Source organism: Bacillus cereus group sp. BfR-BA-01310 (assembly GCF_022664325.1).
Lineage (GTDB): Bacteria > Bacillota > Bacilli > Bacillales > Bacillaceae_G > Bacillus_A > Bacillus_A paramycoides.
This window is the reverse complement of sequence record NZ_JAKUHD010000008.1, coordinates 133,920-159,554: the sequence shown is the minus strand read 5'-3', so window position 1 is coordinate 159,554 and position 25,635 is coordinate 133,920. Positions and strand designations below refer to the sequence as shown.

Sequence of the window (25,635 nt, the reverse complement as noted above, 5' to 3'; positions counted from 1 at the left end):
ATTTTGTTAAACTAAAATTAATGTACTACATTCGAGGGAAAGATGCAAGATGTCGGAAAATATATCAGCGATTTTTATCATATATCGACCGTAACTCGAAATATATCAGCGATTCAACATAGAATATCGACTTACCGACAGTAATCGACAACCGCTCTACTAAAAAAATTGCCGGAATTAATCCGGCAATTTTTTATTACTTACGTAACTCCGCACCAAATTTCTCTTCTACCGCTGTTAATACACGGCTATGTGCTTCTGTTACTTCTTCGTCTGTTAATGTACGTTCTGCATCGAAGTAGTTCATAGAGAATGCAAGTGATTTCTTGCCTTCTTCCATTTTCTCACCTTCGTATAAGTCGAATAGTGTTACTTCTTTCAGAAGTTCTCCGCCAGCTTCAGCAATTACTTGCTTCATTTCACCAGCTTTTGTTTCTGTTGTTACCACAACAGCCATATCACGTGTCATAGATGGGAAACGTGGAATTGCTGAGTAGTAAGTTTCTTCAACGTCTGCACCGAATACTTTTACAAGAGATAGTTCGAATACAAATGTATTTTTCACATCTAGTTGTTTTTCTGTTTCTGGGTGCAATTGACCGATGAATCCAATTACTTCGCCATCTAATAAAATGTCAGCTGTACGGCCTGGATGCATACCTTCACGTTTTGCTGGTGCATAAGTGATTTGGTTTGCAACGCCAAGTACGTCGAATAATCCTTCTAACACACCTTTAACAACGAAGAAGTCTACAACTTTCTTCTCACCTTGCCATGCATGGTGAAGAGCAAGGCCTGTCATAACACCTGCAAGATGTTGTTCTTCTTTCGGAAGTTCTCCTGCTACTGTTGGTAAGAAGATAGAACCTACCTCGTATAAAGCAACGCTGTCGTTTTTACGTGCAACATTGTATGAAACTGCTTCTAACAATTGTGGCACTAAGCTTAAACGAAGTTGGCTACGCTCTTCACTCATTGGAAGCGCAAGATTTACAGGTGCTTTTTCGTTCGGCTCAACCATATATTGTTTCGCTTTTTCAGCACTTGTTAATGAATATGTGATTGCTTCATATAAACCAGCGCCTTCTAGGAAGCGGCGTACTTTACGACGTTTCGTTTGAGCTGCTGTTAATTTACCACGTGTCATTGTTCCAGCTGGTAATGTAACTGGAATGTGATCATAACCGTACAAACGACCTACTTCTTCTACTAAGTCTTCTGAAATTGTAATGTCAGGACGGCGCGCTGGTACATTCACATGGAATGTTCCTTCTACTTCTGTGAATGGGAATTTCAAGTTTGTGAACATTGTACCCATTTCACTTGTAGAAATGTCTGTACCTAATACATGATTTACTTTCTCAGCTGTAACAGATACTGTACGCTCTTCTACTTGTAAGTTATCAACTTCTACTACACCTTCAAGCGCTTCTCCGCCAGCATATTTTGCCATTAAAGCAGCAGCGTGTTGAATTGCTTCAAATGTACGTGTTGGGTCGATTCCTTTTTCAAAACGTGCACTTGATTCGCTACGAAGACCTAAGTCTTTTGATGTACGGCGCACTGTTTGACCTGCAAAGTATGCAGACTCAATTAAAACGTTCACTGTATCGCTATCAACTTCAGAATCCGCTCCGCCCATTACACCAGCAACAGCTAAAGCTTTTTCACCGTTTGTAATAACAAGGTGGTGGCTTTGTAATGTACGCTCTTGATCATCTAACGTTTGAATCTTTTCGCTTTCTTTAGCTAGACGAACAACGATTTCTTTTGAACCTAATTTATCGTAATCGAATGCATGTAGCGGTTGACCATATTCCATTAAAATGTAGTTTGTAATATCAACTACATTACTAATCGGGCGAATGCCAGCTGCCATAAGGCGAGTTTGCATCCACATTGGTGATGGACCAATCTTTACGTTCTTAACCATTTTCGCAATGTATAATGGATTCTCTTCTTTCGCTTCTACACTTACAGAAATATAATCAGATGTTTTTTCAGCTGATTCTTGTAAGTTGATAGCTGGAAGTTTTACTTCACGGCCGTAAATAGCAGCTACTTCATATGCAACACCTAGCATGTTTAAGCAATCTGCACGGTTTGGTGTTAAACCAAGCTCAAGTACTTCATCATGTAAGTTTAAAATCTCAAGTGCATCTGCACCAACCTCAGCGTCACTTGGGAAGATGAAGATACCATCTGCGTATTCTTTCGCAACTAGTTTCCCATCAATACCAAGCTCTTGAAGAGCACAAACCATACCGTGAGAAGCTTCCCCGCGTAGTTTCGCTTTTTTAATTTTGAAGTTACCTGGAAGTACAGCACCAACTTTTGCAACTGGTACTTTTAAACCTTTTGCAATGTTAGCAGCACCACAAATAATTTGTACTGGTTCTTCTTCACCGATATCGATTAAGCATTTGCTTAATTTATCAGCTTCTGGGTGTTTTTCACATTCTAATACGTGACCAACCACAACACCTTTTACACCTTTATTTAATACTTCAACGCCTTCTACTTCAATACCACTTTTCGTGATTTTGTCTGCTAGTTCTTGTGCTGTTACATCTTTAATATCTACATACTCTTGTAACCAACGATATGATACGAACATATTTATCCTCTCCTTCCCTTACGCTCGTTTGAATTGTTGTAAGAAACGTACATCATTTGTATAGAAATGACGAATGTCATCTACGCCGTATTTCAGCATTGCGATACGCTCTGCGCCCATACCGAATGCGAAGCCTTGATATTCTTTTGAATCATAACCAGCCATTTCAAGTACGTTCGGGTGAACCATACCTGCGCCTAAAATTTCGATCCAGCCAGTTCCTTTACAAGTACCGCAACCTTTGCCGTGACACATCATACAAGAAATATCCATCTCTACAGATGGCTCTGTGAATGGGAAGAAACTTGGACGAAGACGGATTTCGCGATCTTCACCGAACATCTTTTTCACGAATACTTGTAGTGTACCTTTTAAGTCACTCATACGAATGTTTTTATCAATTACAAGACCTTCAATTTGCATGAACTGGTGTGAATGCGTCGCATCATCATCATCGCGGCGATACACTTTACCAGGACAAATAATTTTGATTGGGCCTTTTTCTTTATTATTTTCCATCGTACGTGCTTGCACAGAAGATGTATGTGTACGTAGTAACGTTTCTTCTGTAATGTAGAATGTATCTTGCATATCACGCGCTGGGTGATCTTTCGGTAAGTTTAATGCTTCAAAGTTGTAGTAGTCTTTTTCTACTTCTGTCCCTTCAGCTACTTCATAACCCATACCGATGAATACATCTTCAATTTGCTCAACAACAGCTGTTAACGGATGATGACAACCTGTTTCAACAGGACGACCTGGCAGTGTAACATCAATTGTTTCAGTAGCTAATTTTGCTTCGATTACTGCTTTTTCTAAGTTGCTAATTTTGTCTTCTAGACGCGTTTGAATCGCTTCACGTACTTCATTTACTAATGCTCCCATACGTGGACGCTCTTCTGCTGATAATTTTCCCATGCCGCGTAATACTTCTGTAATTGGACCTTTTTTCCCTAAATACGCTACGCGTACGTCGTTTAAGCCCTTTAACTCTTTCGCTTCTTCAATAAGCTCTAACGCTTTTTGCTTTAGCTCTTTTAAACGTGCTTCCATTTGGAACCCTCCTAATTTTAAAAATAAAAAAACCTCGCTCCCAAAAAGGGACGAGGTAAATTCGCGGTACCACCCTAAATTGACAGAACAAGTCTGCCCACTTCATTAGTTATAACGGCCAGCTTTGGCCGGAACGCCTTTACATATAAATGGTCCTGGCGTCAACTCCAGAGGTGAATTCACTTTCGTCTACCATAAGAATGCTTTCAGTCTACGGCACTCTCTCCCTATATGGCGATTTTGTAAGCTACTCTTCTCTATCAACGTTTTTCATTATTTAACTTTTATTATATGTTCATTACGAACATGTACTTCAACTTATTATAAGAAGTTTTTTATTTGTTCGCAACTGGGCTTTGTAAATAATACGTTAAAATCCCTGCTGCAACCGCAACATTTAATGATTCTGCCCCACCGTAAATCGGAATATACAAGTTTTGATCAGTTTTCGCAAGAATTTCTTGGCGTACGCCACTTCCTTCATTTCCTACAATTAATGCAAAACTTCCAGCCGGTGTTACTTCACCATATGGAACTCCATTTTCAAGAGCTGTTCCATATACAGGAACATTATGTTCTTTTAATTTGTCTACCCATTCTTCTAAGTTCCCTTTTACAATCGGTAAGTGAAAAATAGAACCTTGTGTAGAGCGGAGTACTTTACTATTATAAACATCAACGCAACCTTCTCCAAGTACAACGGCATGAATACCAGCTGCATCAGCTGTACGAATAATCGTCCCTAGATTACCTGGGTCTTGAAGACCGTCTAATAAAAGGAATTTCCCATCAGTAAGAGCTACTTCTTTCTCCTGTTTTTCACAAACAGCAAATACACCTTGCGTTGTTTCTGTTTCACGAAGTACTTTTACAATTGCTTCAGGCACGATATACATTTCAACATCATTAACTGTCCAATCTTTCGGAAGGTCTGTCTGATCTGAAACGATAAGTTCTGTTACAACTCCTGCCTTTAAAGCTTCCTCTACTAAATGGAATCCTTCTACAAAAAATAAACCTTTTTTATCGCGCTCTTTTTTCGTCTGCAGCTTTTTCCACTGCTTCACACGCGGGTTTTGTACTGAATCAATGTTTTTCATAATATGTATTTCCCTCTCTTCTTGTCTTATCATTATAGCCTATTTTTCATACATATTTACATAAAAAAGAACAAAAACTAACGTCAGTTTCAATTCTGAAGAAGAGGTGAAAATAATGAGTTTTAATTTACGCGGCGCTGTATTAGCGAATATATCTGGAAATTCACAAGACCAATTACAAGAAACGATTGTCGATGCAATTCAAAGCGGTGAAGAAAAAATGCTTCCAGGTCTTGGCGTTTTATTCGAAGTCATTTGGAAAAATGCTGATGAAAATGAAAAACACGAAATGTTAGAAACGCTGGAGCAAGGATTAAAAAAATAAACACTAAAAGGTCACCTTAGAAAAAACTAAGGTGACCTTTTATGTCTATAAAATTTTTCTTCTCCTAAACATTTCTACTTTACTAACGCTGATCGATGGAGTACAATGTTCAAAATACATTTAAACCGATCGATTTTTCTTCATATACACCATTAGATAAAAGGAGTGAATGTTTTATGCACCGTATTACGCTTGAACAAATTTTTAAACACCATATTACACAAAAATACGTAAATCGTTCTGGGATGGTCCACGCGATTGCTGTCGCTTACCATGCGTTTCACTTAGCCAAAAAGCATCACGCCTCAGTCGACGCTGCAACAAAAGCTGGTTTCCTTCATGATATCGGACATCATACATGGTATACAGGCGGAGAATGGGACTATGAATTGTATAAAAAGAATGATATACATGCAATTAAAGGGGCGGAAAGAGCTCATAAATTATTAATCCGATTAGGAGAACATCCGAAGCAAGCAAAAGAAATTTCTGTTGCAATTCTATTGCACACTGATTCTTTCTTAGTAGAACAAACACTTGAAAGAACACCTCTACAAAACATTATTAAGTGGGCGGATGAAGCAGACGAAGAACCAGGCGGAGCTCACCATTACCGAACTATTTCTTATGAAAAAGCCCTAAAGGCAATTCAGCAATTAGATCGATTGGTAGAGCGTGAATTACAAATAGAGCAAAAGAAATTGAATAAAACAACAGAACACATTTACCAATGAAAAAGAGGCATCACTACAGAGTGATACCTCTTTTATTATTTTACCTTAAAAAATACACAGAATTTTACGATAATTTCCCTTCACAGAACATCAATATAAGATTATTACTGTCTGTAAATAGTGGAGTCAAAAATATACCTTTTACTATAGTAATGACTTTTTCTTACATATATTCTATAATCTTTATATACAATTTCGATATATAAGGATAGGTGATTCACTATTATACAACAAGCCACACAACTAACTTACTCACAAAAACATCCTATGTCACTCTCACAAGTTCTATTTTCAATCGTTTTTGCGATTTGGGGAACAGGATTCCTGGCCGACCTTTTCATAGGCCTTCCTACTGTTATTTATACAGAAGGCCTAACCGATCCAAACCAAATTGCTTTAACCAAATCCCTTACTACTTCTGGAAGAAATTTATTTGTATTGTGCATTTTATTAATTTTAATTTATTCATACAAACCATTAAGAAATTTAATTGTCCCAACGCTAAACTTTACACCATTAAAAAAAGTAAGCACATATATATATATAATCCTTTTCTATGGACTATATATTGTTAGTAATATATTTATAATTACTAATCTTTTTCCTGATGCGGCAAAAGAACAGTCATCCGCTTTAAACCTAGAAATGTTAAAACAATACAAACTATTATTGCTACTAGGCAGCGCTATCTTTGTACCTATTTTTGAAGAACTTATAGTCCGCGGTATTATTCTTCACTTCCTACAACAGCGCTTCCCTTTTTGGATTGCAGCACTTGGGTCTAGCTTCCTCTTCGGAATAGGTCATACATATTCAACTGGTGTTATGTTTAGTATGTTCATCATGGGTCTATTTATGGCTATTTTATGCAAAAAGACAAATTCAATTATTCCAGCTATTTTATTGCACATGCTGAATAATACCCTAGCATTATTATAAAACTTCCATCAGTGGTGGATTCTTTATTCTCCACTGATTATTTCTCACTTAAAAATCAAATTTATTGAAGACACCCCCATCCCACCTTTTTACTATCAAGAAATAAAATCAATATATAAATAAAAAAGAAAGGGTTTTTCATATGCAATCAAATGCACAGTTTTCAGATACTCAAAAACAATCCATGTCATGGGGGCAGTTTATTCCCTCTGCTCTATTTGCATTTTGGGGCACTGGTTTTATAACTGGATTCCTTATACTCCCACTAATAATTTATAAAAGTTTTTTTGCAGATAAATCACAAATCGCCTTATGCGAATCTATTATAGATACGACTAGCATTGCACTACAACTGACTATTCTATTGTTCTTCATATTTAAATACGAGCCTGCCAAAAGGTTATTATTATCATCATTTAACTTTAGAGTATTAAAAGGATGGCGTACATACGCATATTTACTCATTTTCTTCTCATTAAATATCCTTTTCAATTTATTCGTATTAGAAAACGTATTTCCAGATGCATTAGAAGAACAAACGGCTGCATTAAACTTACATATTTTAGAGCAATATCAAATATTATTACTTATTGGGTCCGCAATACTTACACCCATTTTTGAAGAACTTATTTTCAGAGGTTTTATGCTTCGCTTCTTCTCAGAGCGGTTCCCATTCTGGATTGCTGCAATTTTGACAAGTTTATTTTTCGGAGTCGCCCATACATACTCACTCGGGATAATGGTGAGTGCTTTCTTCGCAGGACTAATGATGGCCATTTTATACAAGAAAACAAATTCCATCATTCCAACCATACTATTTCATATTATAAATAATATGGTAGCATTTTTAGGATAAAGAGAGGTATCATCACGATACCTCTCTAACGTTCTCTACATCTATTAATTCGTATCGTTACTACTCATTTCTATCAAATTATACATATTTATTAATAATATCCAAAATAAACCTCATGTAGTAAAATATAACTTAATTAATATAAAGGAGTTTACATATGTTCAGTATTATTTGGATATTTTTTATGCCGCTTCTCTTATTATGTGGAATTGCTGGTGGTATTTTTTTAGTAGTAACAGGAATTATTCATCAAAAATTACTTGTTATCTTAATGGGGATTATTTGTTTCTCATTCGTTATAATGCCTTTTATTTTTTTGAGCAAAGGTATCAATGGAGAGGACATTCTTCACATTCCAACTGTTCTATATTGGATGCTTTTCTCTTTAGCTGGTCTATTAGCAGGAATGAATGGAGCACGTTCAAAAATTAATAGTATACGCAACATGGGATTCATTATTTTCTCAATAGGACTGTTCGCAACTATTTGTTATCAACTCATGTCTATGCCTGATTCATTTTTCATTCGTTAAGGAGTTATTATACATGGAATCTACCGGATTATTTATTTGGCTTATCTTAGCCCCTATTTTATTGTTATGTGAAATCATCGTTGGTATTTTCTTAATTGCTGCCGGAATTAAATATCGTAAATTACTTACCATTATAGCTGGATTGATTAGCGTATTATTTATCGTTGTTCCTATCATTTGTATAGGTAACGGAATAGATTTAGAGGGGAGTCTCCCAATTTCAGGAACTTTATATTGGTGTTTCTTCTCTTTAGCTGGACTATTAGCTATTATAAGCGGAAGACAAATATCAAGTATTCTTTCTATGGGGACGATTTTGTTTATAACAGGATTATGCTCCGTGATTGGTTATCATTTTTTATATCTAACTCTTTAAAAAGACAAAAAAGCAGGGAATTTAATTCCCTGCTTTTCTATTTGGTTTATTGCCTGATGGTAAGAAGAACGATAATACCCAAGCAACGCCTGCTAATATCGTTGCAATTAAGAAGGCATCGTTAATACCGTTAATTGCAGATAGCTTTGAAATTTGTCCGAATAATAGTTGCGTGCTCATCGCATCTCCTGCTTGAGCTGATCCGGCTAATGCCGCTAAGCTTTGGCCCATACCGTGTACTTTATCAACTAAAATTGGGTTTGACGTTGTTAACATATTGCCGTAATCCGCTACGTGAGCAGTAGTTTGTTGCGTCATAAGCGTGATTAATATCGCTGTTCCAATTGAACCAGCTACTTGTCTTGACGTATTTTGTGTTGCTGTACCGTGAGAAATTAATTTCATCGGTAACGCGTTCATACCAGCTGTCATAATTGGCATCATAATGAATGACATACCAATTGAACGTATAATATAATCCGTCATAATAACGCTATACGGTGTATCCATCGATAACGTTGTAAATTTATATGTCGCAAATGTTGTAATGGCTAATCCGACAATTGCTAACGGACGAATACCATACTTATCAAATAGTTTACCTGCAACTGGTCCCATAATTCCCATAATTAATGATCCTGGAAGTAATAATAAACCTGATTCCATCGGTGTAAAACCGCGAATGTTTTGCAAGTATACTGGAAGTAATAACATACCTCCGAATAAGGCCATCGTAACGATTGCATTGATTACTAAAGTAAAAGTAAATACTGGATATTTAAACACTTGTAAATCAAGCATTTTATTGTCCGTTGTTAGCTCTCTCCAAATAAATACAGCTAAACCAATGACACCGATGATAAGTGTTATAACAACTTCTGCACTAGTCCAGCCATTATTTCCAGCTTCACTAAATCCGTACAGTAAGCTACCTAGTCCAATACTTGAACTAATAACACCGAATACATCTAACTTTGTTTTAGACACTGGCTGGGCTAGTGTAAAGAATTTTAAAGATAAGAACGTAATAATTAAACCGACAACAAACATCCCATAGAACATTAAGTTCCAGCTATAGTTTTCAATTACCCAACCTGTTACAGTTGGTCCGATAGCTGGTGCTAAAATCATCGCTACCCCTAATAGTCCCATAGCTGCTCCGCGTTTATTAGGCGGGAATAATGTCATGAAGATATTCATACCAACTGGCATTAAAATACCCGCACCAACCGCTTGAATAACGCGGCCCGTCATCATCATTGTAAAGTTACCTGATGTAGCACAAATGATAGATCCTACAGTGAAGAATAACATTGCTGCTACGAATAATTTACGATACGTAAACCGTGAAACTAAAAAGGCACTAATCGGTACTAAAATTCCGTTTACAAGCATGAAGCCTGTAATTAACCATTGTGCTGTTGAAGTTGATACATTAAATTCGTTCATTAATGGAGGCAATGCAACATTAATGATCGTTTGGTTTAAAATAGAAACGAACATACCGAGAATTAATACAGCTACAACTGCCTTTACGTTTACATTCTCTAGAGGCATAGACATTTGTTTTTTCGGCACTTCTATTTCTTGTTTTACTTCTTCTTGCTTCCCTGTTTCTAATTCAACAACATTAGAAACTTCTGTTTCTTGTTTTGATTCAATTTCTTTCTCTACTGTTTCTATCTTACTTACTTCTATCTTACTTACGGCTGGGACTTGTTCTTCTCCCACATTCGTTTTTTTCTTTCGTAAAAGACGATTTACAAGGAAGAAGACGATTATACAAAATAGCGCATATCCTACAATTGCAATTGAGGACATCTCATCTCCCCCTTACTTATGAATACGAACTGACACATTCATTCCAGGAACAATATTTACTGATTTACTATGATCTAAAGAAATTTTAACTGGTACAACTTGCTTTACTTTCGTATAGTTCGCTGTTGCGTTACTTGATGGTAACATCGAGAATGTATTTGCTGTTGTTAATCCAACCTGTTCTACTTTTCCTGTTAACGTTGTATCTGGGTATGCATCTACATACACATCTACTGTTTGACCTTTTTGAACATCATCAATATTTGTTTCTTCAATGTTTGCTGTTACCCATAAATTATTCATATCAAATGCGTAAGCAATTGGGCTTCCTGCTCCAACGAACGCATTTGTTGTTGCGTTTGATTGTACAACTGTTGCATTTTGTGGAATCGTTACGTCTACTGTTTGCTCACCATTCGCTCCTGCTACAGTAACAGCACCTAATTTATCATTTTCATTGTAATTTTTACCTACTTCAGCTTTCCAGTCTGTTAATTTACCTGCTACTGGTGATGCAATTGGGATTACTTTCCCGTCAATCTTTGCATTGTCTGTCTTTAAATAATTTTCTGTTTGATTGTAATAGTAATAACCGCCAATACCGCCGCCAACTAATACAATTAATGTGATAATATTGATAATTACCATTCTTCGAAACTGATTCATTGCATTCCTCTCCTTATATCGCATATAATTTTTTTCTAAACTATTTATATCCTTTTTGTTTAGATTGCTTAATTGTTAATTATATTAACTTTTAACCAAAAAAATCACACCATCTGCAGTATAAACCTAATTTGTCTGCCTGCGAGCGGTGCTGATTTCTAAAGGACTATCGTTTATAATTATAAATAATTATTCCGAATCTACAACCGACAATTTAAACATATATGTTGTTTAAACAACATTACACTATATATGTGTTGTTTAAGTGAAAAAAATTAAACGAGGTGAAGTAAAAATGTCTATTAAAAATACAAATGATCCACGCGTGAAACGAACGAGACAACTCATACAGGATGCTTTTGTCGCTTTAGTAGGCGAAAAGGGCTTTGAAAGTGTATCCGTTCAACATATCGCAGAACGCGCCCCCGTAAATCGCGCTACATTTTATAGCCATTATCACGATAAATATGACTTATTAGAAAAAAGCATAGAAGAGATGTTAGAAAAGCTAGTCGAGGTGATTAAGCCAGAAAAGCGCAGTAAAGAAGACTTTCAGCTTACGTTTGATTCTCCACATCCGACCTTTTTAGCTTTATTTGAGCATATCGCAGAAAATGCTAATTTCTATAACATTATGCTCGGTGATAAAGCAGCCGGAAACTATACTTATAAAATGATGAAAGCAATTCAAACACATTTAACGTTAAGTTTATCCATTTCACAGCCTAACGACGAAAAGCTTATGGTCCCTCGTGATATTCTCATTAGTTATGTTACTGGTGCTCATCTCGGAATGATTATGTCATGGCTAAAAAAGGGCATGATCTATACCCCGCATTTTATGGCAATGCAGTTGACGCGCTTAATTATTTTAGGAGCTCATACGGCAGCAGGATTAGAAAGACCCTTTTAACATAAAAAAAGCGAAGGAAATTCCCCTTCGCTTTTTTCTATTAATTAAATGTAATGTTATGTACAGCCTCTTTATCAAGACGTTTAATAACTTCTACAATTAACTTCACTGCGTTTTCATAATCATCACGATGTAACATCGCTGCATGAGAATGAATGTAGCGTGTCGCAATCGTAATTGCCATAGACGGAATACCGTTTACAGAAATATGAATTGCTCCTGCATCCGTTCCGCCACCCGCTACAGAGTCATATTGATACGGAATTTGTAATTCGTCAGCAACATCAACAACGAAATCACGTAAACCTGTATGACCAATAACAGAAGCATCATATAAAATGATTTGTGGGCCATCACCCATTTTACTTTGTGCTTCTTTCGCCGATACACCTGGTGTATCACCAGCAATACCAACATCTACAGCGAATGCGATATCTGGCTTAATATAGTTTGCAGATGTTTTCGCACCACGAAGACCAACTTCTTCTTGTACAGTCCCAACGCCGTATACAACGTTTGGATGCTTTTCATCTTTTAATTGTTTTAATACGTCAATTGCAATTGCACAACCAATTCGGTTATCCCATGCTTTTGCAAGTAACATTTTTTCATTCTTCATTACTTGGAATTCAAAGTAAGGTACAACTTGATCTCCTGGTCGTACGCCCCACTCCATCGCTTCTTCTTGGCTAGAAGCACCAATATCGATGAACATATCTTTAATGTCAACTGGCTTTTTACGAGCTTCTGGAGGTAAAATGTGCGGTGGTTTGGAACCAATTACACCTGTTACATCTCCTTTACGCGTTACAATCGTTACACGCTGTGCAAGCATAACTTGTGACCACCAGCCTCCAACCGTTTGGAAACGAAGGAATCCTTTGTCATCAATTTGCGTAATCATAAAGCCAACTTCATCTAAATGACCTGCAACCATAATTTTCGGGCCGTTTTCTTCCCCAACTTTTTTCGCAACTAAACTTCCTAAATTGTCAGTAGAAAGTTCATCTGCAAACGGCTCAATATATTTCTTCATTACTTCACGTGGTTCGCGCTCGTTACCCGCAATACCGCGTGCATCTGTTAATTCTTTTAGCATTGTCAATGTCGCGTCTAATTTTGTCATTGCCAACACCCTCCTTTTTCTTCAGTCACTTCATTATACAATAAGTAAATTGAAATATTCAAAAATTAACTTAGTATCCTTGTGTTTGACGCTGATGATTTACTTCATTTTTATCTAAGTATGCTTTTTCAATTTCTTCTTGTTCAAATTCAAGCGCTTGTCCAAGGCGAAGATAGCTTGTAAATAATTCAATATAGTTCGTAATAGAAGGTTGATCTGTAAAACGAATTACTTTCGCATATGTGTCTAAGAAAATTTCTACTTGTGTTTTATTCGTTTGCGCACATTTATAGAATAAGAAGTTTTTATCAATTCCTAAATCGATTCCGATTGATAAAATAAAATGTAGGCCATCTACGTATTCTTCTAATATTACTTCACGTTCTGATGCTGGTTTATTGCTCCAATATTTAAAACAACGTGTTTCATTTGCAAGTTCTCCAATTTCTACAAGAAGAGCTAACATTTTTTCTTTTAACAATTTCTTCGGTTGTAAGTCATGCTCTTTCACAATACGATCGTCTAATTCTTTTTGTAATTTAAATAGTTGTAGTAAGTCCATTCTATTGTCCTCCTCCAACATCGCATTTTCCGCAACAATGTTGTTTCATCTCAAAGTTCATTATTATTTTTCGTTTCTTATTAACAAGTCAGCTACCTACATCTTTATAAAGATAGCTTGTCCTTAATTTGCAAATACGTTTCAATCATCATTCATAGATTATTCATCTGATGAAAGTTCCATATCATCTTTCCATTATAGCAGTGTCGTTTCTGCTAGGAAAGGTACACTTCCTCACGAATGAGTACAAATAAAAAAGCCAAGAGAATTCCCCTGACTTCATATGTATATTCTTCTATATTGCTATAACTTTTATATTGATTTTGTCATATCGATAACGACACGCCCGTAGATCTTTCCTGCTTTCATGTAAACGCCTCCTCGTTATCTTTCCAAAAGTTCTTACAAGCACATATTAATATACTGAGGTGCGAAATAACGCACTCAATTGTGACGATATCACGTAGGGAATTTTATTAATTATTGAATAATTATAATGAATACAAATAAAAAACCTTAGAAGAAAAATCTTCTAAGGTTTTAAACAATTAGTTAATGTTGTTTTTTGCAACTGTTGCTAATTCAGCGAAAGCTTTTTCGTCATGAACAGCTAAGTCAGCAAGCATCTTGCGGTTAACTTCGATGCCAGCATTTTTTAAACCGTGCATTAAGCGGCTGTAAGAAAGACCATTCATACGAGCTGCTGCGTTGATACGTGTAATCCATAATTTACGGAAGTCACGTTTCTTTTGACGACGGTCACGGAATGCATACATTAGAGATTTCATAACCTGTTGGTTAGCAACCTTAAATAATGTGCTCTTAGAACCGTAGTAACCTTTTGCTAATTTTATAACTTTTTTACGACGTTGACGAGTAACTGTACCACCTTTTACTCTTGGCATAATATTACCTCCTATTTGTTCTATATATCAGCCGAACTTATTTTAAGTTGTCAAGCATTTGACGAATGCGTTTGAAGTCACCAGCGCTTACTACACCAGCTTTACGTAATTTACGTTTAGCTTTTGTAGATTTGTTAGCGAATAAATGGCTTGTGTAAGCGTGAGAACGCTTCAGTTTACCAGATCCAGTCTTTTTGAAACGCTTTGCAGCGCCGCGATGAGTTTTTTGTTTAGGCATAGGTATTTCCTCCTCTATCTATTACTTATCGTTTTTCGGTGCTAAAACTAAGAACATACTACGTCCTTCCATTTTAGGCTTAGATTCAATTGTACTAACTTCAGCACAAGCTTCTGAGAAGCGATCTAAAACACGTTGACCGATTTCTTTATGAGTAATGGCACGTCCTTTAAAGCGAATTGACGCTTTAACCTTGTCGCCTTTCTCTAAAAACTTGATAGCATTACGAAGTTTTGTGTTAAAGTCGTGTTCATCAATTGTTGGACTTAAACGAACTTCTTTCATGCTAATTACTTTTTGATTTTTGCGCTGTTCTTTTTCTTTCTTTTGTTGCTCAAAGCGGAATTTACCGTAGTCCATAATGCGGCATACTGGCGGTTTCGCATTTGGAGCAACCAATACTAAATCAAGATTAAGATTTGCAGCTAAGTCTAAAGCGTCATTACGAGACTTGATTCCAAGTTGATCGCCGTTCGCGCCAACTAAGCGTACTTCACGTGCACGAATTTGCTCGTTAATCATCATATCCTTGCTAATAGTAAGCCACCTCCAAGGTTTTCTCAGAATACGTTTTGTAATTGTAGAACCCGAACAAAAAAAGTGCGGGCATACGGCACCCACACTTGTAATATCTTTAGTAAGAAATACATTTACCTGCTAACTGCGAATGCGTCCATCAGGTGAGAAGCGGGTGCTTCTACTTGTTCCAAAACCATATTCTATTATCCTTGATGAGTTTATCATAGGACATGACGTCTGTCAAGAAGACGCGATGTGTTTTACTAACAACAAGAAATATTGTAACAAACAACTAGCATACTTGCAATACTTTTTTATGATAAGTATTGTTTGGTTATTTTTTCTAGTTTTTCTTATTTATAATACATAAGAAAGCCGCGGTATACCGCGGCTCTTTCTTATCGTTTTCCTTCTACTTTAATCATGTCAACAAACGCATCTAATGCGATTGTTTCTGATTTTTGTTCGCCATATTTACGTACGTTTACGCCATTTTCAGTCACTTCATTGTCACCTACTACAAGCATGTACGGGATCTTTTGCATTTGTGCTTCACGGATTTTGTAACCAATTTTCTCTTCACGAGTATCTACTTCAACACGGATACCAGCACGTTGCAGGTCTTCTTGTACTTTCTTCGCGTAGTCTAAATGTACTTGCGGAGAAACTGGAATTACTTGCGCCTGAACTGGAGCTAACCAAGTTGGGAATGCACCTTTGTATTCTTCAATTAAGAAGGCAACGAAGCGTTCCATAGTTGATACAACACCACGGTGAATTACAACTGGGCGATGTTGTTTACCATCTTCACCTACGTAAGTTAATTCAAAGCGTTCTGGAAGTAAGAAGTCTAATTGTACAGTTGAAAGTGTTTCGTCTTTTCCAAGTGCAGTACGAACTTGAACGTCAAGTTTCGGACCGTAGAACGCTGCTTCACCTTCAGCCTCATAGTACTCAAGACCCATTTCATCCATAGCTTCTTTTAACATACCTTGTGCTTTTTCCCACATCTCATCATCAGCATAATACTTTTTAGTATCTGCTGGATCACGATAAGATAGACGGAATGAATAATCTTCTAAGCCGAAATCTTTGTATACTTCTAAAGTTAAGTTTACAACGCGTTTTAATTCTTCTTTAATTTGGTCTGGGCGAACGAAAATGTGCGCATCATTTAAAGTCATCCCGCGTACACGTTGTAATCCAGATAATGCTCCAGACATTTCATAACGGTGCATTGTTCCAAGTTCCGCAATACGGATTGGTAGTTCACGGTAGCTATGAATATCATTTTTATAAACCATCATATGGTGAGGACAGTTCATTGGACGAAGAACTAATTCTTCATTATCCATTTCCATTGATGGGAACATGCCATCACGATAGTGGTTCCAGTGACCAGAAGTTTCATAAAGCTCTCTGCTTCCTAGTACTGGAGTGTATACGTGGTCATATCCTAAGCTTGCTTCTTTATCAACGATGTAACGCTCAATAATGCGGCGGATTGTTGCACCTTTTGGTAACCAAAGTGGTAAACCTTGTCCTACTTTTTGGCTATTAGTAAATAGTTTTAATTCTTTACCTAATTTACGGTGATCGCGCTCTTTTGCTTCTTCAAGCATACGTAAGTGCTCATCTAATTCTGCTTTCTTAACGAATGCAGTACCGTAAATACGTTGTAACATTTTATTATTGCTATCGCCGCGCCAGTAAGCACCTGCAACGCTTAATAATTTAAATACTTTAATCTTTCCTGTAGATGGAAGGTGAACACCACGGCAAAGGTCGAAGAATTCGCCTTGCTCGTAAATTGAAATAACTGCATCTTCTGGAAGATCGTTAATTAAATCTAATTTTAGCTCATCGCCAACTTCTTCGTAACGACGAAGTGCTTCTGCACGTGGTACTTCATGACGAACGATTTCTAAGTTCTCGTTCACAATTTTTTGCATTTCTTTTTCGATTTTCTTGAAATCTTCAACTGTAATTGCTTCTTCCATATCGATATCGTAGTAGAAGCCATTTTCGATTACTGGACCGATACCAAGCTTAACATCTTTATATAAACGTTTTAACGCTTGCGCTAAAAGGTGGGCTGTTGAGTGGCGTAAAATATATAAGCCATCTTCAGAATCTAATGTAATAATAGAAACTGCACCATCTTCTTCAATTGGTGTAGAAAGATCGATCATCTCATCATTTAACTTTCCAGCCACAGCTTTTTTCTTTAAGCCTGGGCTAATAGAAGCTGCGATTTCTTCAGTTGTTACTCCTTTTGGAAACTCCTTCACAGCTCCATCAGGGAAAGTAATTTTAACTACATCTGCCATCACTGGTCACTCCTCTTTTTTTCAAAATAAAAAACACTCATCCCATAAAAAGGGACGAGTGTTGAATTCGTGGTTCCACCCTTGTTCCAATTAACTTTATTGTTAATTGCTCAAGTTCAACATAACGGTGTTGTCCGTTAGCAATTACTAGAAAAAGGTTCACTGCTAAAGTTTAGAGGTGGTAAGTAATAATCCCGTACTAGGAAGCTCACACCCTAAGGCTTCCCTCTCTGAAAATCGTAGAAAACTACTCATGTCCTCATCATAACATTTCGATATATTTCATTTATGTAGGTAATTATATGCTCAAAAACTTAGAAAATCAAGGGCGTTACCCTTATTTTTTAAATTTTTCACGTTGCGCTCAAATTCATGTAATCCATGTAGTTGTACTCGTTCTTGAAATACATTTCGCAAAGTAATAATCATATTATGATCTTGTTCTTTCGTATATAAATAAATCTTTTTCGGCGAGATGGAAAGAAGTGGTGCAATTACTTTCGTATCGATATATACATCCTTTTGCTTTAATAATTCTTCATCTATATATTGAACCAATTTCTCCTGTTTTAAACGTCTACCTTTATCATCATAGAAAATAAAACTTTCATCAAAAATAAGATGCACACAGGACAAACGCGATTTCCGGCTCCTTACTTGTTGGCGAAGTGTCTCAATGAACATTTGATATTCCTGCTCCATCTTATACTCATCAATTGCAACTTCAGCAAGCCGATCTACCATTTCCCTATATGTACGAAGACGAAAGCGAACGTATGATGAAAACGAAAATGAGAGCGGATCACAAAGCCAATCATTTAAAGACGACGCAATATAAGATTCAAATTTATGACGCGTTAAATCACTAGCTACCCCTTTTCTTCTTTCCTTTAAAATCTCATGTGCCATATGCAATATTTGATGACACTCTTCTTGTTCTTCATAAAAAAACTTTTCCTTTAAAATGGTATGAATCCATTCATTTTGTTTCACATTCATAATGAAATATAGTAATACTGGCAATAAAATCTTTTCAATATAATTCGATTCACATAATGGTATATGAATAACAACCTTTTGTTCGTTTAAATATACACTTGTTTCCTTGTATAAGAATTCCATTTTTTTCGTTAGTTGTCTGTATATGTGCACAGCATCATTTTTTTCTTCGAAGCAAATTTCAATCACTTTTGTCCCCCCTTTTATCCCCGCTCTAAAGGATTTAAAAACCCTATAAGAGTCCGATCCGTGGCAAAGTCTCTCAGCAGAAACAATCTTCTACCCTTAGACAACCCACTCGATACAACTTGCTAATTTCATATATATTAAAGGAGAGAGAAAAAAATGATACAAGCCAATTTAATTTTTTCATTGTATAATTTATTCATCACCAAAATAGGGTATACAAATTTTTGAATATAAGTTTGTGAAAATCGAATTACATTGGGGTTTTACCCGCGTAAAACCCGCTGAAGATTACCAAGAAATTATTCAAGAACATGCTAGAGACGGATGGAGGTTCCGGCCACCCTGAATATTTGGAGCTCATATTCGAAAAGAAAATATCACTATAATACAAAAGAGCAAGCTTCTCAGCTTGCTCTTTACTTATGACGACGGTTCTTTCCGCCAATTGGAATTGGTTTCGCTAAATATTTAATTCGTTCCATAATACGGGCTGCTTTCATTTCTTCGGCTTCACCGCGTTGTGTATACGTTAAATGATGTTCCAACTCCTTGAAATCAAAGTTAGACGTAAAGAACGTCGGTAAGTTTTCTAGCATACGGAATTGTAAGATTGCACCAAGCACATCATCACGTACAAAACTCGACATTGCCTCCGCTCCAATATCATCTAACATTAACACTTGTACACGTTTAACCGCATCAATCTTTTCCCCAATCGAATTATCTTGAATAGAACTTTTAATTTCACGTAAAAATTCAGGGAAGTATACGAGCATCGAACTTATTTTTTTTCGGGCAAGCTCATTCGCAATTGCTCCTAAAAGATACGTTTTCCCCACACCAAATTTACCGTACAGATATAAACCTTGTACTTTTTTACCCGGTTCATATGTGCTTAAAAATTCATTCGCTGCACCGATTGCATCGATACGTGCATCTAAATCTGAAGGGTCTAGGTTTTCCATAGTTGCCTGTAAAATATCAGTTGGCATATATACACTTTGAACAAGCTTTTCATATTTCTTCCGCTCATCATATGCTACTTTTCTAACGCAGCGATCGTATTGAATATCAATCATCTTACCTTGGATAACAAGCTTTGGCTCATATCCTTGCAGCATGTTTTTACATGACCCTAAATCTGGACAATCAGCGCACCCTACACTTTGCCCAATATATTCATATAACTTCACAAGACTTCGTTCAATCATCGAAGTCGTTACTTCACCTTTATGTTCGTCTATAAATTCTTTCACACGCGGATGTGCCATCACTTCTGCCTTTAAGACTTCATATCTATTCTTAAAGTTTTCATTCTCCATTAATTTCGCAAACGAATTTTGAATATGCTCCATTTCCTCACCTCAAAGAGCGTTCATTCTCTTCTATTAATCACGCTTATATTTTTTCAACACTTCTTCTAATCGTTTTCGTTCATCTTCTAACGTACTTGCATTTTTTTCCACACTCACGTCATTTTTCACAGTTTCTTTCGCTTGTTCTTTCGGCTCTTCTTTAAGCCAATCAGGTACCATTTCTTTACGCACCGTTTTCTTGGTCGTACGGCCTTTCTTCTTCGTCTCAGCCCACTCTTGATATTGACGATTCTCTTCTTTTGCTAGCGCCATTGCTTCGCCTACTGTACCAACCTTTTTTCGCGCCCAATGCCCAGCAATCTTCTCAACATACGTTTTAGCAAGCTTCATATCTGAGCGTAGCATAACGTAATAAATAAGTACATTCACAACCCCTGGCGTTAATTTTTGGTTTATCATTACATCCTCGACAATTTGCAAGTCCGCCTTCGTCGCCTCTGCACCGCCCGAAATCTCCTTCAATAGTTGTTTTGGCGAGATTTCCTCTAACTGCTTCATTAGCATCTCTTCTTGCGTAGATGGCTCTTTCTCTTTCATTGTACGAGCAGCATGAGGTTGCACCCTTTCACTTAATACAGGTAATGCTTGACCATTTTCGAATTGATACCAATCGCGTGCTCCCTTTCGAAGCCTTTCAATATCAATTGTTTGCATCTCTGTCACTGCGCCAAGAACGATATTTTGCATCGATAACACATCCACACCGTACACATAAGAGAGTGTAATGACACATTCTCGCACTTGATCTGTAATCGCCTTTTTAGGAACAAGCGCTGATAATCCTTCTACAAATAAAGAGAAATCAAAGAAATCATTCCAAACTTTCGGAGCATCCCCATTCTCATTACTTGGCATAGTTGTCGTTTTCGGGATACGAAGTTCTTCTTGCGCATACTCAAACTGACCTGGGTTAAATGAATCAAATACATCATTGAAGGAGCGCGTAACATTTTCATAAGAAGCAAAATCGAATTCTTCTTCTAAGAAATATTGCTTTACTTGGTTGTATTTTGTCCGACTCAATCGATTGTATAAAAAGATACTTAAAACAATATCATCAAAAAACTGCTTCGGAGATAAAGGTGGTTGCAATTCATATATAAACATTCGAATATCTTTTTCTTTCTTAATATATACATTTAAAAGCCCAATCGCCTCTAACTTTACTCGTTCCCCATATATTTCAGGAAGTTGCATTTGCATGGTCACCATAAGGGAGTGATGTGTATTCTCTTTTCCAAACACACGATCTTGCTCTAACTCTCCCCATAGCGTCATGTATAAGCTAAAAGCTCTACTACCTACTAGCGGCTGATACAACATCGTTAACACTTTCCGGTCGTAATTATGTAGCAACCCTTTCGCACTTACTTTATAACGATCAATCGGCAATAGCTCCATCCATGACTGTTTTTCCATTCTTGCTTTCCTTTCTCTCATCCAATCTAACCTATATTTCATTCGTTCTATCTTCATTATATAATTTCTTAGCGAAAAAGAGCTATTAGCTTCCGCTTCTAGCTCTCTTATCTCGTTTACTTACAGTATATAAAGAGAATGGATTACACCTTCTACTCTCTCTCTTTTTGCAGTATATCTTTTAATTCTTCAATAAATACATTTAAATCTTTAAATTGACGATATACAGAAGCAAAACGTACGTAAGCAACATCATCGATATCGCGAAGTTCTTCCATAACAATTTCACCAATCATATCACTTTTCACTTCTGATATACCTAAGTTACGAAGTTCACGCTCTACACTTTGCGTTACTTCCTCTAACTGCCTTAAAGATACAGGTCTTTTTTCACACGCTTTAATTAAACCGCGTAAGATCTTCTCTTTATTAAACTCTTCTCGTGTTCCTTCTTTTTTAACAACGATAAGAGGTGATTCTTCTACCCTTTCAAATGTCGTAAAGCGACTTAAACAACTCTCACACTCTCTCCTTCTTCGAATAGAGCGCCCCTCGTCTACCGGACGCGAATCTAACACTCTTGTGCCATTATGAAAACAGGATGGACAACGCAATTCATTCACTCCTTTACAATATACTCTTTATTTTTTACGATTCATCTACACGTGAAAATATATATACAATATTATATAACTCATTCTTCTACACTGACCACTCTAAGTTAATACATATCATGATCTTATTTTATATAAACTAAAAAAGAGGTGCATTATACACCTCTTTACATTTTAAATCAATTATGTTCTTTTTTAAAGAGCTTTTGTTTCTCTCTGCTTAATTTCGAAGCTACCAGTGCCTCGAGGAAGCTCGATGCTCTCACGCGTTTTCGCGTTTAAACCTTCTGCAATATATTCTGCAGCAACATTTGGATCAATACGATCCCCACAAGTATAAACATCAATACTTGCGTAACCGTGCTCCGGAAAGCTATGAATTGTTAAATGTGATTCCGAAATAATTACTACTCCACTTACACCTTGTGGTGCAAATTTATGAAAAGCAACCTCACGTACTTCAGCACCAGCTCTTAGTGCTGCATCCACAAATAATTGTTCAATATACGGCATGTCATTAAGCTTGTCGAAATCGCAATCCCAAAGTTCAGCGATCACGTGACGACCCATCGTATCCATAGTATCCATTCTACAGTTCCCCCTTGTAAATTTAATCTAACTGTTCGAATTGAAAACTAATTTGCAATTTGGCTTGCTCCACTACCACGGGGGAAAGTTAGTCCAGAGAGGTCCTAACCCTTTAAGTAGTGACTACGTACCTCAGCTCTTAAGTTTACGAGTGTTAGTATACTTTGTTTATTTTCATTTTGCAACAACAGTTTTTTCGATTTTCTGTCATATTTTCCTCTTTACTTTTCCCTAAAAAAAATAAACCATTCACAAATGCAGTAATCCCAATGGTTTTTGGTATGTCCACTTTTTGAAAATATACTCATATAATTTTTTCCCTTTTCAGAAAAAAATAAAAAAGAAGGCAAATATTTACTTGCCCTCCCTTTATTTCACTTAAATGTGTTGAACATTTTCTTGTTTCGCTAATTCATTAACAACTAACGTTACAAGATCTACAACACGACGAGAGTAGCCCCACTCGTTATCATACCAAGCAAGCACTTTCACTTTACGATCACCCATTACCATTGTAGATAAACCATCAATAATAGCTGAGTGTGTATTTGTATTAAAGTCGATAGACACTAAAGGCTCTTCGCTGAATTCTACAATTCCTTTTAATGCACCGTTTGCAACAGTTTTGAACGCTTCATTAATATCTTCAACTGTCACATCACGTTTTACGTCTACTACTAGGTCAACTAGAGACACGTTTGGTGTTGGTACACGAAGTGCCATACCATGAAGTTTTCCGTTTAAGTGTGGAAGAACTTTTGCTAGCGCTTTCGCAGCACCCGTCGTTGTCGGAATGATAGACTGTCCGCAAGCACGTGCTCTTCTTAAATCTTTATGTGGATTATCAATATTTTTTTGGTCATTTGTATAAGCATGAACAGTTGTCATTAAACCGTTTTCAATTCCGAACTGCTCATCTAACACCTTTACAACAGGCGCTAAACAGTTTGTTGTACAAGATGCATTTGAAATAACAGTATGTTTTGTAATATCTAATTGGTCATCGTTCACACCAACTACAATTGTTACATCTTCATTTTTACCAGGCGCTGTTAAAATAACTTTTTTCGCTCCAGCCTCAACATGAAGAATTGCTTTTTCTTTCGAATTAAATTTACCAGTTGCTTCAATTACAACTTCAACACCTAGATCTTTCCAAGGCAATTCCTTTGGATCGCGGTTGTTTAAAAGGCGAATCATTTTCCCATCAACTAGTAGGTGATCTTCAAATGCTTCTACTGTTCCGTCAAACTTACCATGAACTGTATCATATTTAATTAAATGTGCTAACGTTTCGGATGGATAGCTTGCATTGATTGCTACAATTTCGAATGCGCTTTCTTTTATTGCTTGACGAAATACCATTCTCCCAATACGTCCAAATCCATTAATTGCCACACGAGTCATAATATGTTATCCCCCTTGAATGCGTTATACTATTTATCTCCAATCCCAATAATAGTATAGCACAAAAAGGAGATATGTCACTAAGCATTTTCATTAATTTCACAATTTTTTAATCAATAATGTTCCATTCTTTCAAAATAGCAGCTAATTGTGTTTTCGTTTCAACAATTGTGCCATCATTATGAATTACTTCATCCGCCATCTTTACCTTTTCTTCTAGTGGCATTTGAGATTGAATACGTGCCGTTGCTTCTTTTTCTGAAAAATCATTCCGTTTCATTAAACGTTCTAATTGCGTATTCGGCGTAACCGCTACAACTAATACTCGATCAACGAGATTTGTTAATTTACTTTCAAACAAAAGAGGGATATCTAACACAACCGCTTGCATACCTTCTTTTATGTACATCTCCTTTTGTTCATTCATTTCTTCACGCACCGCAGGATGAACAATTTTGTTTAACTGCAATCGTTTTTCTTCATTATAAAAAACAACACTTCCAAGCTTCGGTCGATCAAGTTCTCCATCTTTTTGTAACACTTCCGTTCCAAAAACTTCTACAATTTTGTTATATGCTGGTTTTCCACGTTCTACAACTTCTCGCGCAATAATATCGGCATCAATGACTGGTATATGTATTTCTCGAAACATTTGTGATACTGTACTTTTCCCACTCGCAATGCCTCCTGTTAATCCAACTACAACTGTCATAATAATCCTCCTCATAATAATAGGCGCGAAACTAATGTTCCACGCCCATACTTACATTTTCCAAATTCCAATAATAATGAGTAAAACCCCAGGCAGGAATGTAAATTTTTGTAACCATTTCATATTCGATAAAACCGTACCGAGCTTCATTCCAATAAATAAAAATAAAGAACTCATAACCGCAACTATCGTCGCCATCATCACAGGTGCATACCCTAATAAAGATGCACCAATTCCAGCACCAAACGAATCCACAGAAAGAGCAATACCGAGAAGTAGCGCTTCTCCTGCGGAGATGATTCCTGATTTATCAAAATCCGCAACAGTCGGTTTTCGCAAAATTTGAACGACTAGCCCTAGCGAAGCAATTTCTAACTTCCAAACTTTCTCTTCTTGCTTCGGTTCTTCTTTTTTATCGCCCCGAAAAAACTGATATAACACCCAAATACCTATTCCAATAAGAACAAGCCCACCGATACGCGTTGCGATAACAGGTGAAAATATTTTCGCGATCATATGTCCAATTCCCATGGAAACGAGCATTACAGCTGCTGAACAGATCCCGATAATTATAATGGATCTTAGCGGAATTCTTACGCTTCTTAACCCATATGTCAGCCCTACACTACAGCTATCTAAGCTTAATGTAAAAGCTAATAAAATAAGAGATAAATAAAGGTACATCGGTAAGCTCCTCCCTTATACATAGCTCTGCTGTA

At 36.6% G+C, this 25,635-nt stretch carries 26 protein-coding genes, 1 pseudogene and 4 other annotated features (1 of these 31 cut by a window edge); of the genes and pseudogenes, 8 read left to right on the top strand and 19 right to left on the bottom strand.

Annotated features, from left to right (window positions below; genetic code table 11):
- Position 1: a binding site (T-box leader), on the bottom strand (it extends 251 nt beyond the left edge of the window).
- A gap of 195 nt (positions 2-196) precedes the next feature.
- From pheT to MR109_RS17670, 3 genes are all read right to left on the bottom strand, one after another.
- Positions 197-2,617, bottom strand: a complete 2,421-nt coding sequence (gene pheT / locus MR109_RS17680) for a phenylalanine--tRNA ligase subunit beta (protein ID WP_242273315.1) — start codon at positions 2,615-2,617, stop codon at positions 197-199.
- Between the two features lie 18 nt (positions 2,618-2,635).
- Entirely contained in the window at positions 2,636-3,670 is a 1,035-nt protein-coding gene (gene pheS / locus MR109_RS17675) for a phenylalanine--tRNA ligase subunit alpha (RefSeq protein WP_000388222.1), read from the bottom strand.
- Positions 3,671-3,713: 43 nt separating this feature from the next.
- Positions 3,714-3,943 (bottom strand) — a binding site (T-box leader).
- A 62-nt stretch (positions 3,944-4,005) separates the two neighbouring features.
- Positions 4,006-4,803: a TrmH family RNA methyltransferase gene (locus MR109_RS17670; RefSeq protein ID WP_242273313.1), complete on the bottom strand. Its 798-nt coding sequence runs from the start codon at positions 4,801-4,803 to the stop codon at positions 4,006-4,008.
- A gap of 82 nt (positions 4,804-4,885) precedes the next feature.
- Between MR109_RS17670 and sspI the strand changes: the two genes are divergently transcribed.
- The 6 genes from sspI (at position 4,886) to MR109_RS17640 (ending at position 8,532) form a co-directional block, all read left to right on the top strand.
- Positions 4,886-5,095 carry a small acid-soluble spore protein SspI gene (sspI, locus tag MR109_RS17665; protein WP_025147547.1) on the top strand — a complete coding sequence of 70 codons (210 nt, stop codon included), beginning with the start codon at positions 4,886-4,888 and terminating at the stop codon, positions 5,093-5,095.
- 176 nt (positions 5,096-5,271) lie between these two features.
- Positions 5,272-5,829, top strand: coding sequence for an HD domain-containing protein (locus MR109_RS17660; RefSeq protein ID WP_002173692.1), 558 nt, complete (start codon positions 5,272-5,274; stop codon positions 5,827-5,829).
- 267 nt (positions 5,830-6,096) lie between these two features.
- On the top strand, positions 6,097-6,768 hold the full coding sequence (locus MR109_RS17655; RefSeq protein WP_242273310.1) for a CPBP family intramembrane glutamic endopeptidase: 672 nt from the start codon (positions 6,097-6,099) through the stop codon (positions 6,766-6,768).
- Positions 6,769-6,910: 142 nt separating this feature from the next.
- Complete coding sequence (locus MR109_RS17650; protein WP_178938836.1) at positions 6,911-7,624, top strand: CPBP family intramembrane glutamic endopeptidase; 714 nt, start codon at positions 6,911-6,913, stop codon at positions 7,622-7,624.
- A gap of 157 nt (positions 7,625-7,781) precedes the next feature.
- On the top strand, positions 7,782-8,156 hold the full coding sequence (locus tag MR109_RS17645; RefSeq protein WP_242273307.1) for an ammonia permease: 375 nt from the start codon (positions 7,782-7,784) through the stop codon (positions 8,154-8,156).
- A gap of 13 nt (positions 8,157-8,169) precedes the next feature.
- Positions 8,170-8,532, top strand: coding sequence for a hypothetical protein (locus MR109_RS17640; RefSeq protein ID WP_002173695.1), 363 nt, complete (start codon positions 8,170-8,172; stop codon positions 8,530-8,532).
- Positions 8,533-8,553: 21 nt separating this feature from the next.
- On the opposite strand, the gene MR109_RS17635 is transcribed toward MR109_RS17640, so the two are convergent.
- Positions 8,554-10,353 (bottom strand): DHA2 family efflux MFS transporter permease subunit, encoded by a 1,800-nt coding sequence (locus tag MR109_RS17635; RefSeq protein ID WP_002173696.1) that lies wholly within the window; start codon positions 10,351-10,353, stop codon positions 8,554-8,556.
- 12 nt (positions 10,354-10,365) lie between these two features.
- The gene (locus tag MR109_RS17630; protein WP_002173697.1) at positions 10,366-11,019 is read right to left on the bottom strand and encodes an HlyD family secretion protein; all 654 of its coding nucleotides are present in this window, start codon (positions 11,017-11,019) and stop codon (positions 10,366-10,368) included.
- A 295-nt stretch (positions 11,020-11,314) separates the two neighbouring features.
- On the opposite strand from MR109_RS17630, the gene MR109_RS17625 reads away from it, so the two are divergent.
- Entirely contained in the window at positions 11,315-11,932 is a 618-nt protein-coding gene (locus MR109_RS17625) for a TetR/AcrR family transcriptional regulator (RefSeq protein WP_098473603.1), read from the top strand.
- Positions 11,933-11,972: 40 nt separating this feature from the next.
- Here MR109_RS17625 and MR109_RS17620 read toward each other — a convergent pair whose 3' ends face one another.
- The 7 genes from MR109_RS17620 to ytxC all read right to left on the bottom strand — a co-directional run bounded on the left by MR109_RS17620 (position 11,973) and on the right by ytxC (position 18,800).
- On the bottom strand, positions 11,973-13,058 hold the full coding sequence (locus MR109_RS17620) for a M42 family metallopeptidase (protein WP_098306379.1): 1,086 nt from the start codon (positions 13,056-13,058) through the stop codon (positions 11,973-11,975).
- A gap of 70 nt (positions 13,059-13,128) precedes the next feature.
- Entirely contained in the window at positions 13,129-13,620 is a 492-nt protein-coding gene (locus tag MR109_RS17615) for a dUTP diphosphatase (RefSeq protein ID WP_000365057.1), read from the bottom strand.
- Positions 13,621-14,168: 548 nt separating this feature from the next.
- The gene (gene rplT, locus MR109_RS17610) at positions 14,169-14,525 is read right to left on the bottom strand and encodes a 50S ribosomal protein L20 (protein ID WP_001138364.1); all 357 of its coding nucleotides are present in this window, start codon (positions 14,523-14,525) and stop codon (positions 14,169-14,171) included.
- Positions 14,526-14,562: 37 nt separating this feature from the next.
- Positions 14,563-14,763: a 50S ribosomal protein L35 gene (gene rpmI, locus MR109_RS17605; protein WP_001125945.1), complete on the bottom strand. Its 201-nt coding sequence runs from the start codon at positions 14,761-14,763 to the stop codon at positions 14,563-14,565.
- Between the two features lie 21 nt (positions 14,764-14,784).
- Positions 14,785-15,288 carry a translation initiation factor IF-3 gene (gene infC, locus MR109_RS17600; RefSeq protein WP_000973214.1) on the bottom strand — a complete coding sequence of 168 codons (504 nt, stop codon included), beginning with the start codon at positions 15,286-15,288 and terminating at the stop codon, positions 14,785-14,787.
- A gap of 63 nt (positions 15,289-15,351) precedes the next feature.
- Positions 15,352-15,472 (bottom strand) — a sequence feature (ribosomal protein L20 leader region).
- A 208-nt stretch (positions 15,473-15,680) separates the two neighbouring features.
- Entirely contained in the window at positions 15,681-17,612 is a 1,932-nt protein-coding gene (gene thrS / locus MR109_RS17595; RefSeq protein ID WP_071718480.1) for a threonine--tRNA ligase, read from the bottom strand.
- Positions 17,613-17,659: 47 nt separating this feature from the next.
- Positions 17,660-17,887: a binding site (T-box leader), on the bottom strand.
- 31 nt (positions 17,888-17,918) lie between these two features.
- A complete protein-coding gene (ytxC, locus tag MR109_RS17590; RefSeq protein ID WP_242273305.1) occupies positions 17,919-18,800 on the bottom strand; it encodes a putative sporulation protein YtxC in 882 nt (293 codons plus the stop codon).
- Between the two features lie 220 nt (positions 18,801-19,020).
- Here ytxC and MR109_RS17585 point away from each other — a divergent pair.
- Positions 19,021-19,186 (top strand): annotated as a pseudogene (locus MR109_RS17585) (DUF4177 domain-containing protein).
- Positions 19,187-19,216: 30 nt separating this feature from the next.
- Here MR109_RS17585 and dnaI read toward each other — a convergent pair.
- The 7 genes from dnaI to ytaF all read right to left on the bottom strand — a co-directional run bounded on the left by dnaI (position 19,217) and on the right by ytaF (position 25,600).
- Entirely contained in the window at positions 19,217-20,155 is a 939-nt protein-coding gene (gene dnaI / locus MR109_RS17580; protein WP_048372891.1) for a primosomal protein DnaI, read from the bottom strand.
- Between the two features lie 33 nt (positions 20,156-20,188).
- Complete coding sequence (locus tag MR109_RS17575; RefSeq protein ID WP_098789781.1) at positions 20,189-21,595, bottom strand: replication initiation and membrane attachment family protein; 1,407 nt, start codon at positions 21,593-21,595, stop codon at positions 20,189-20,191.
- 152 nt (positions 21,596-21,747) lie between these two features.
- Complete coding sequence (gene nrdR / locus MR109_RS17570; RefSeq protein WP_001203686.1) at positions 21,748-22,209, bottom strand: transcriptional regulator NrdR; 462 nt, start codon at positions 22,207-22,209, stop codon at positions 21,748-21,750.
- A gap of 195 nt (positions 22,210-22,404) precedes the next feature.
- Positions 22,405-22,788, bottom strand: a complete 384-nt coding sequence (speD, locus tag MR109_RS17565) for an adenosylmethionine decarboxylase (RefSeq protein WP_002003660.1) — start codon at positions 22,786-22,788, stop codon at positions 22,405-22,407.
- A gap of 387 nt (positions 22,789-23,175) precedes the next feature.
- Positions 23,176-24,204 (bottom strand): glyceraldehyde-3-phosphate dehydrogenase, encoded by a 1,029-nt coding sequence (locus MR109_RS17560; RefSeq protein WP_002173705.1) that lies wholly within the window; start codon positions 24,202-24,204, stop codon positions 23,176-23,178.
- Between the two features lie 109 nt (positions 24,205-24,313).
- Entirely contained in the window at positions 24,314-24,916 is a 603-nt protein-coding gene (gene coaE / locus MR109_RS17555) for a dephospho-CoA kinase (protein WP_242273303.1), read from the bottom strand.
- A gap of 51 nt (positions 24,917-24,967) precedes the next feature.
- Positions 24,968-25,600 (bottom strand): sporulation membrane protein YtaF, encoded by a 633-nt coding sequence (gene ytaF, locus MR109_RS17550; RefSeq protein WP_071718477.1) that lies wholly within the window; start codon positions 25,598-25,600, stop codon positions 24,968-24,970.
- Positions 25,601-25,635: the final 35 nt, after the last annotated feature.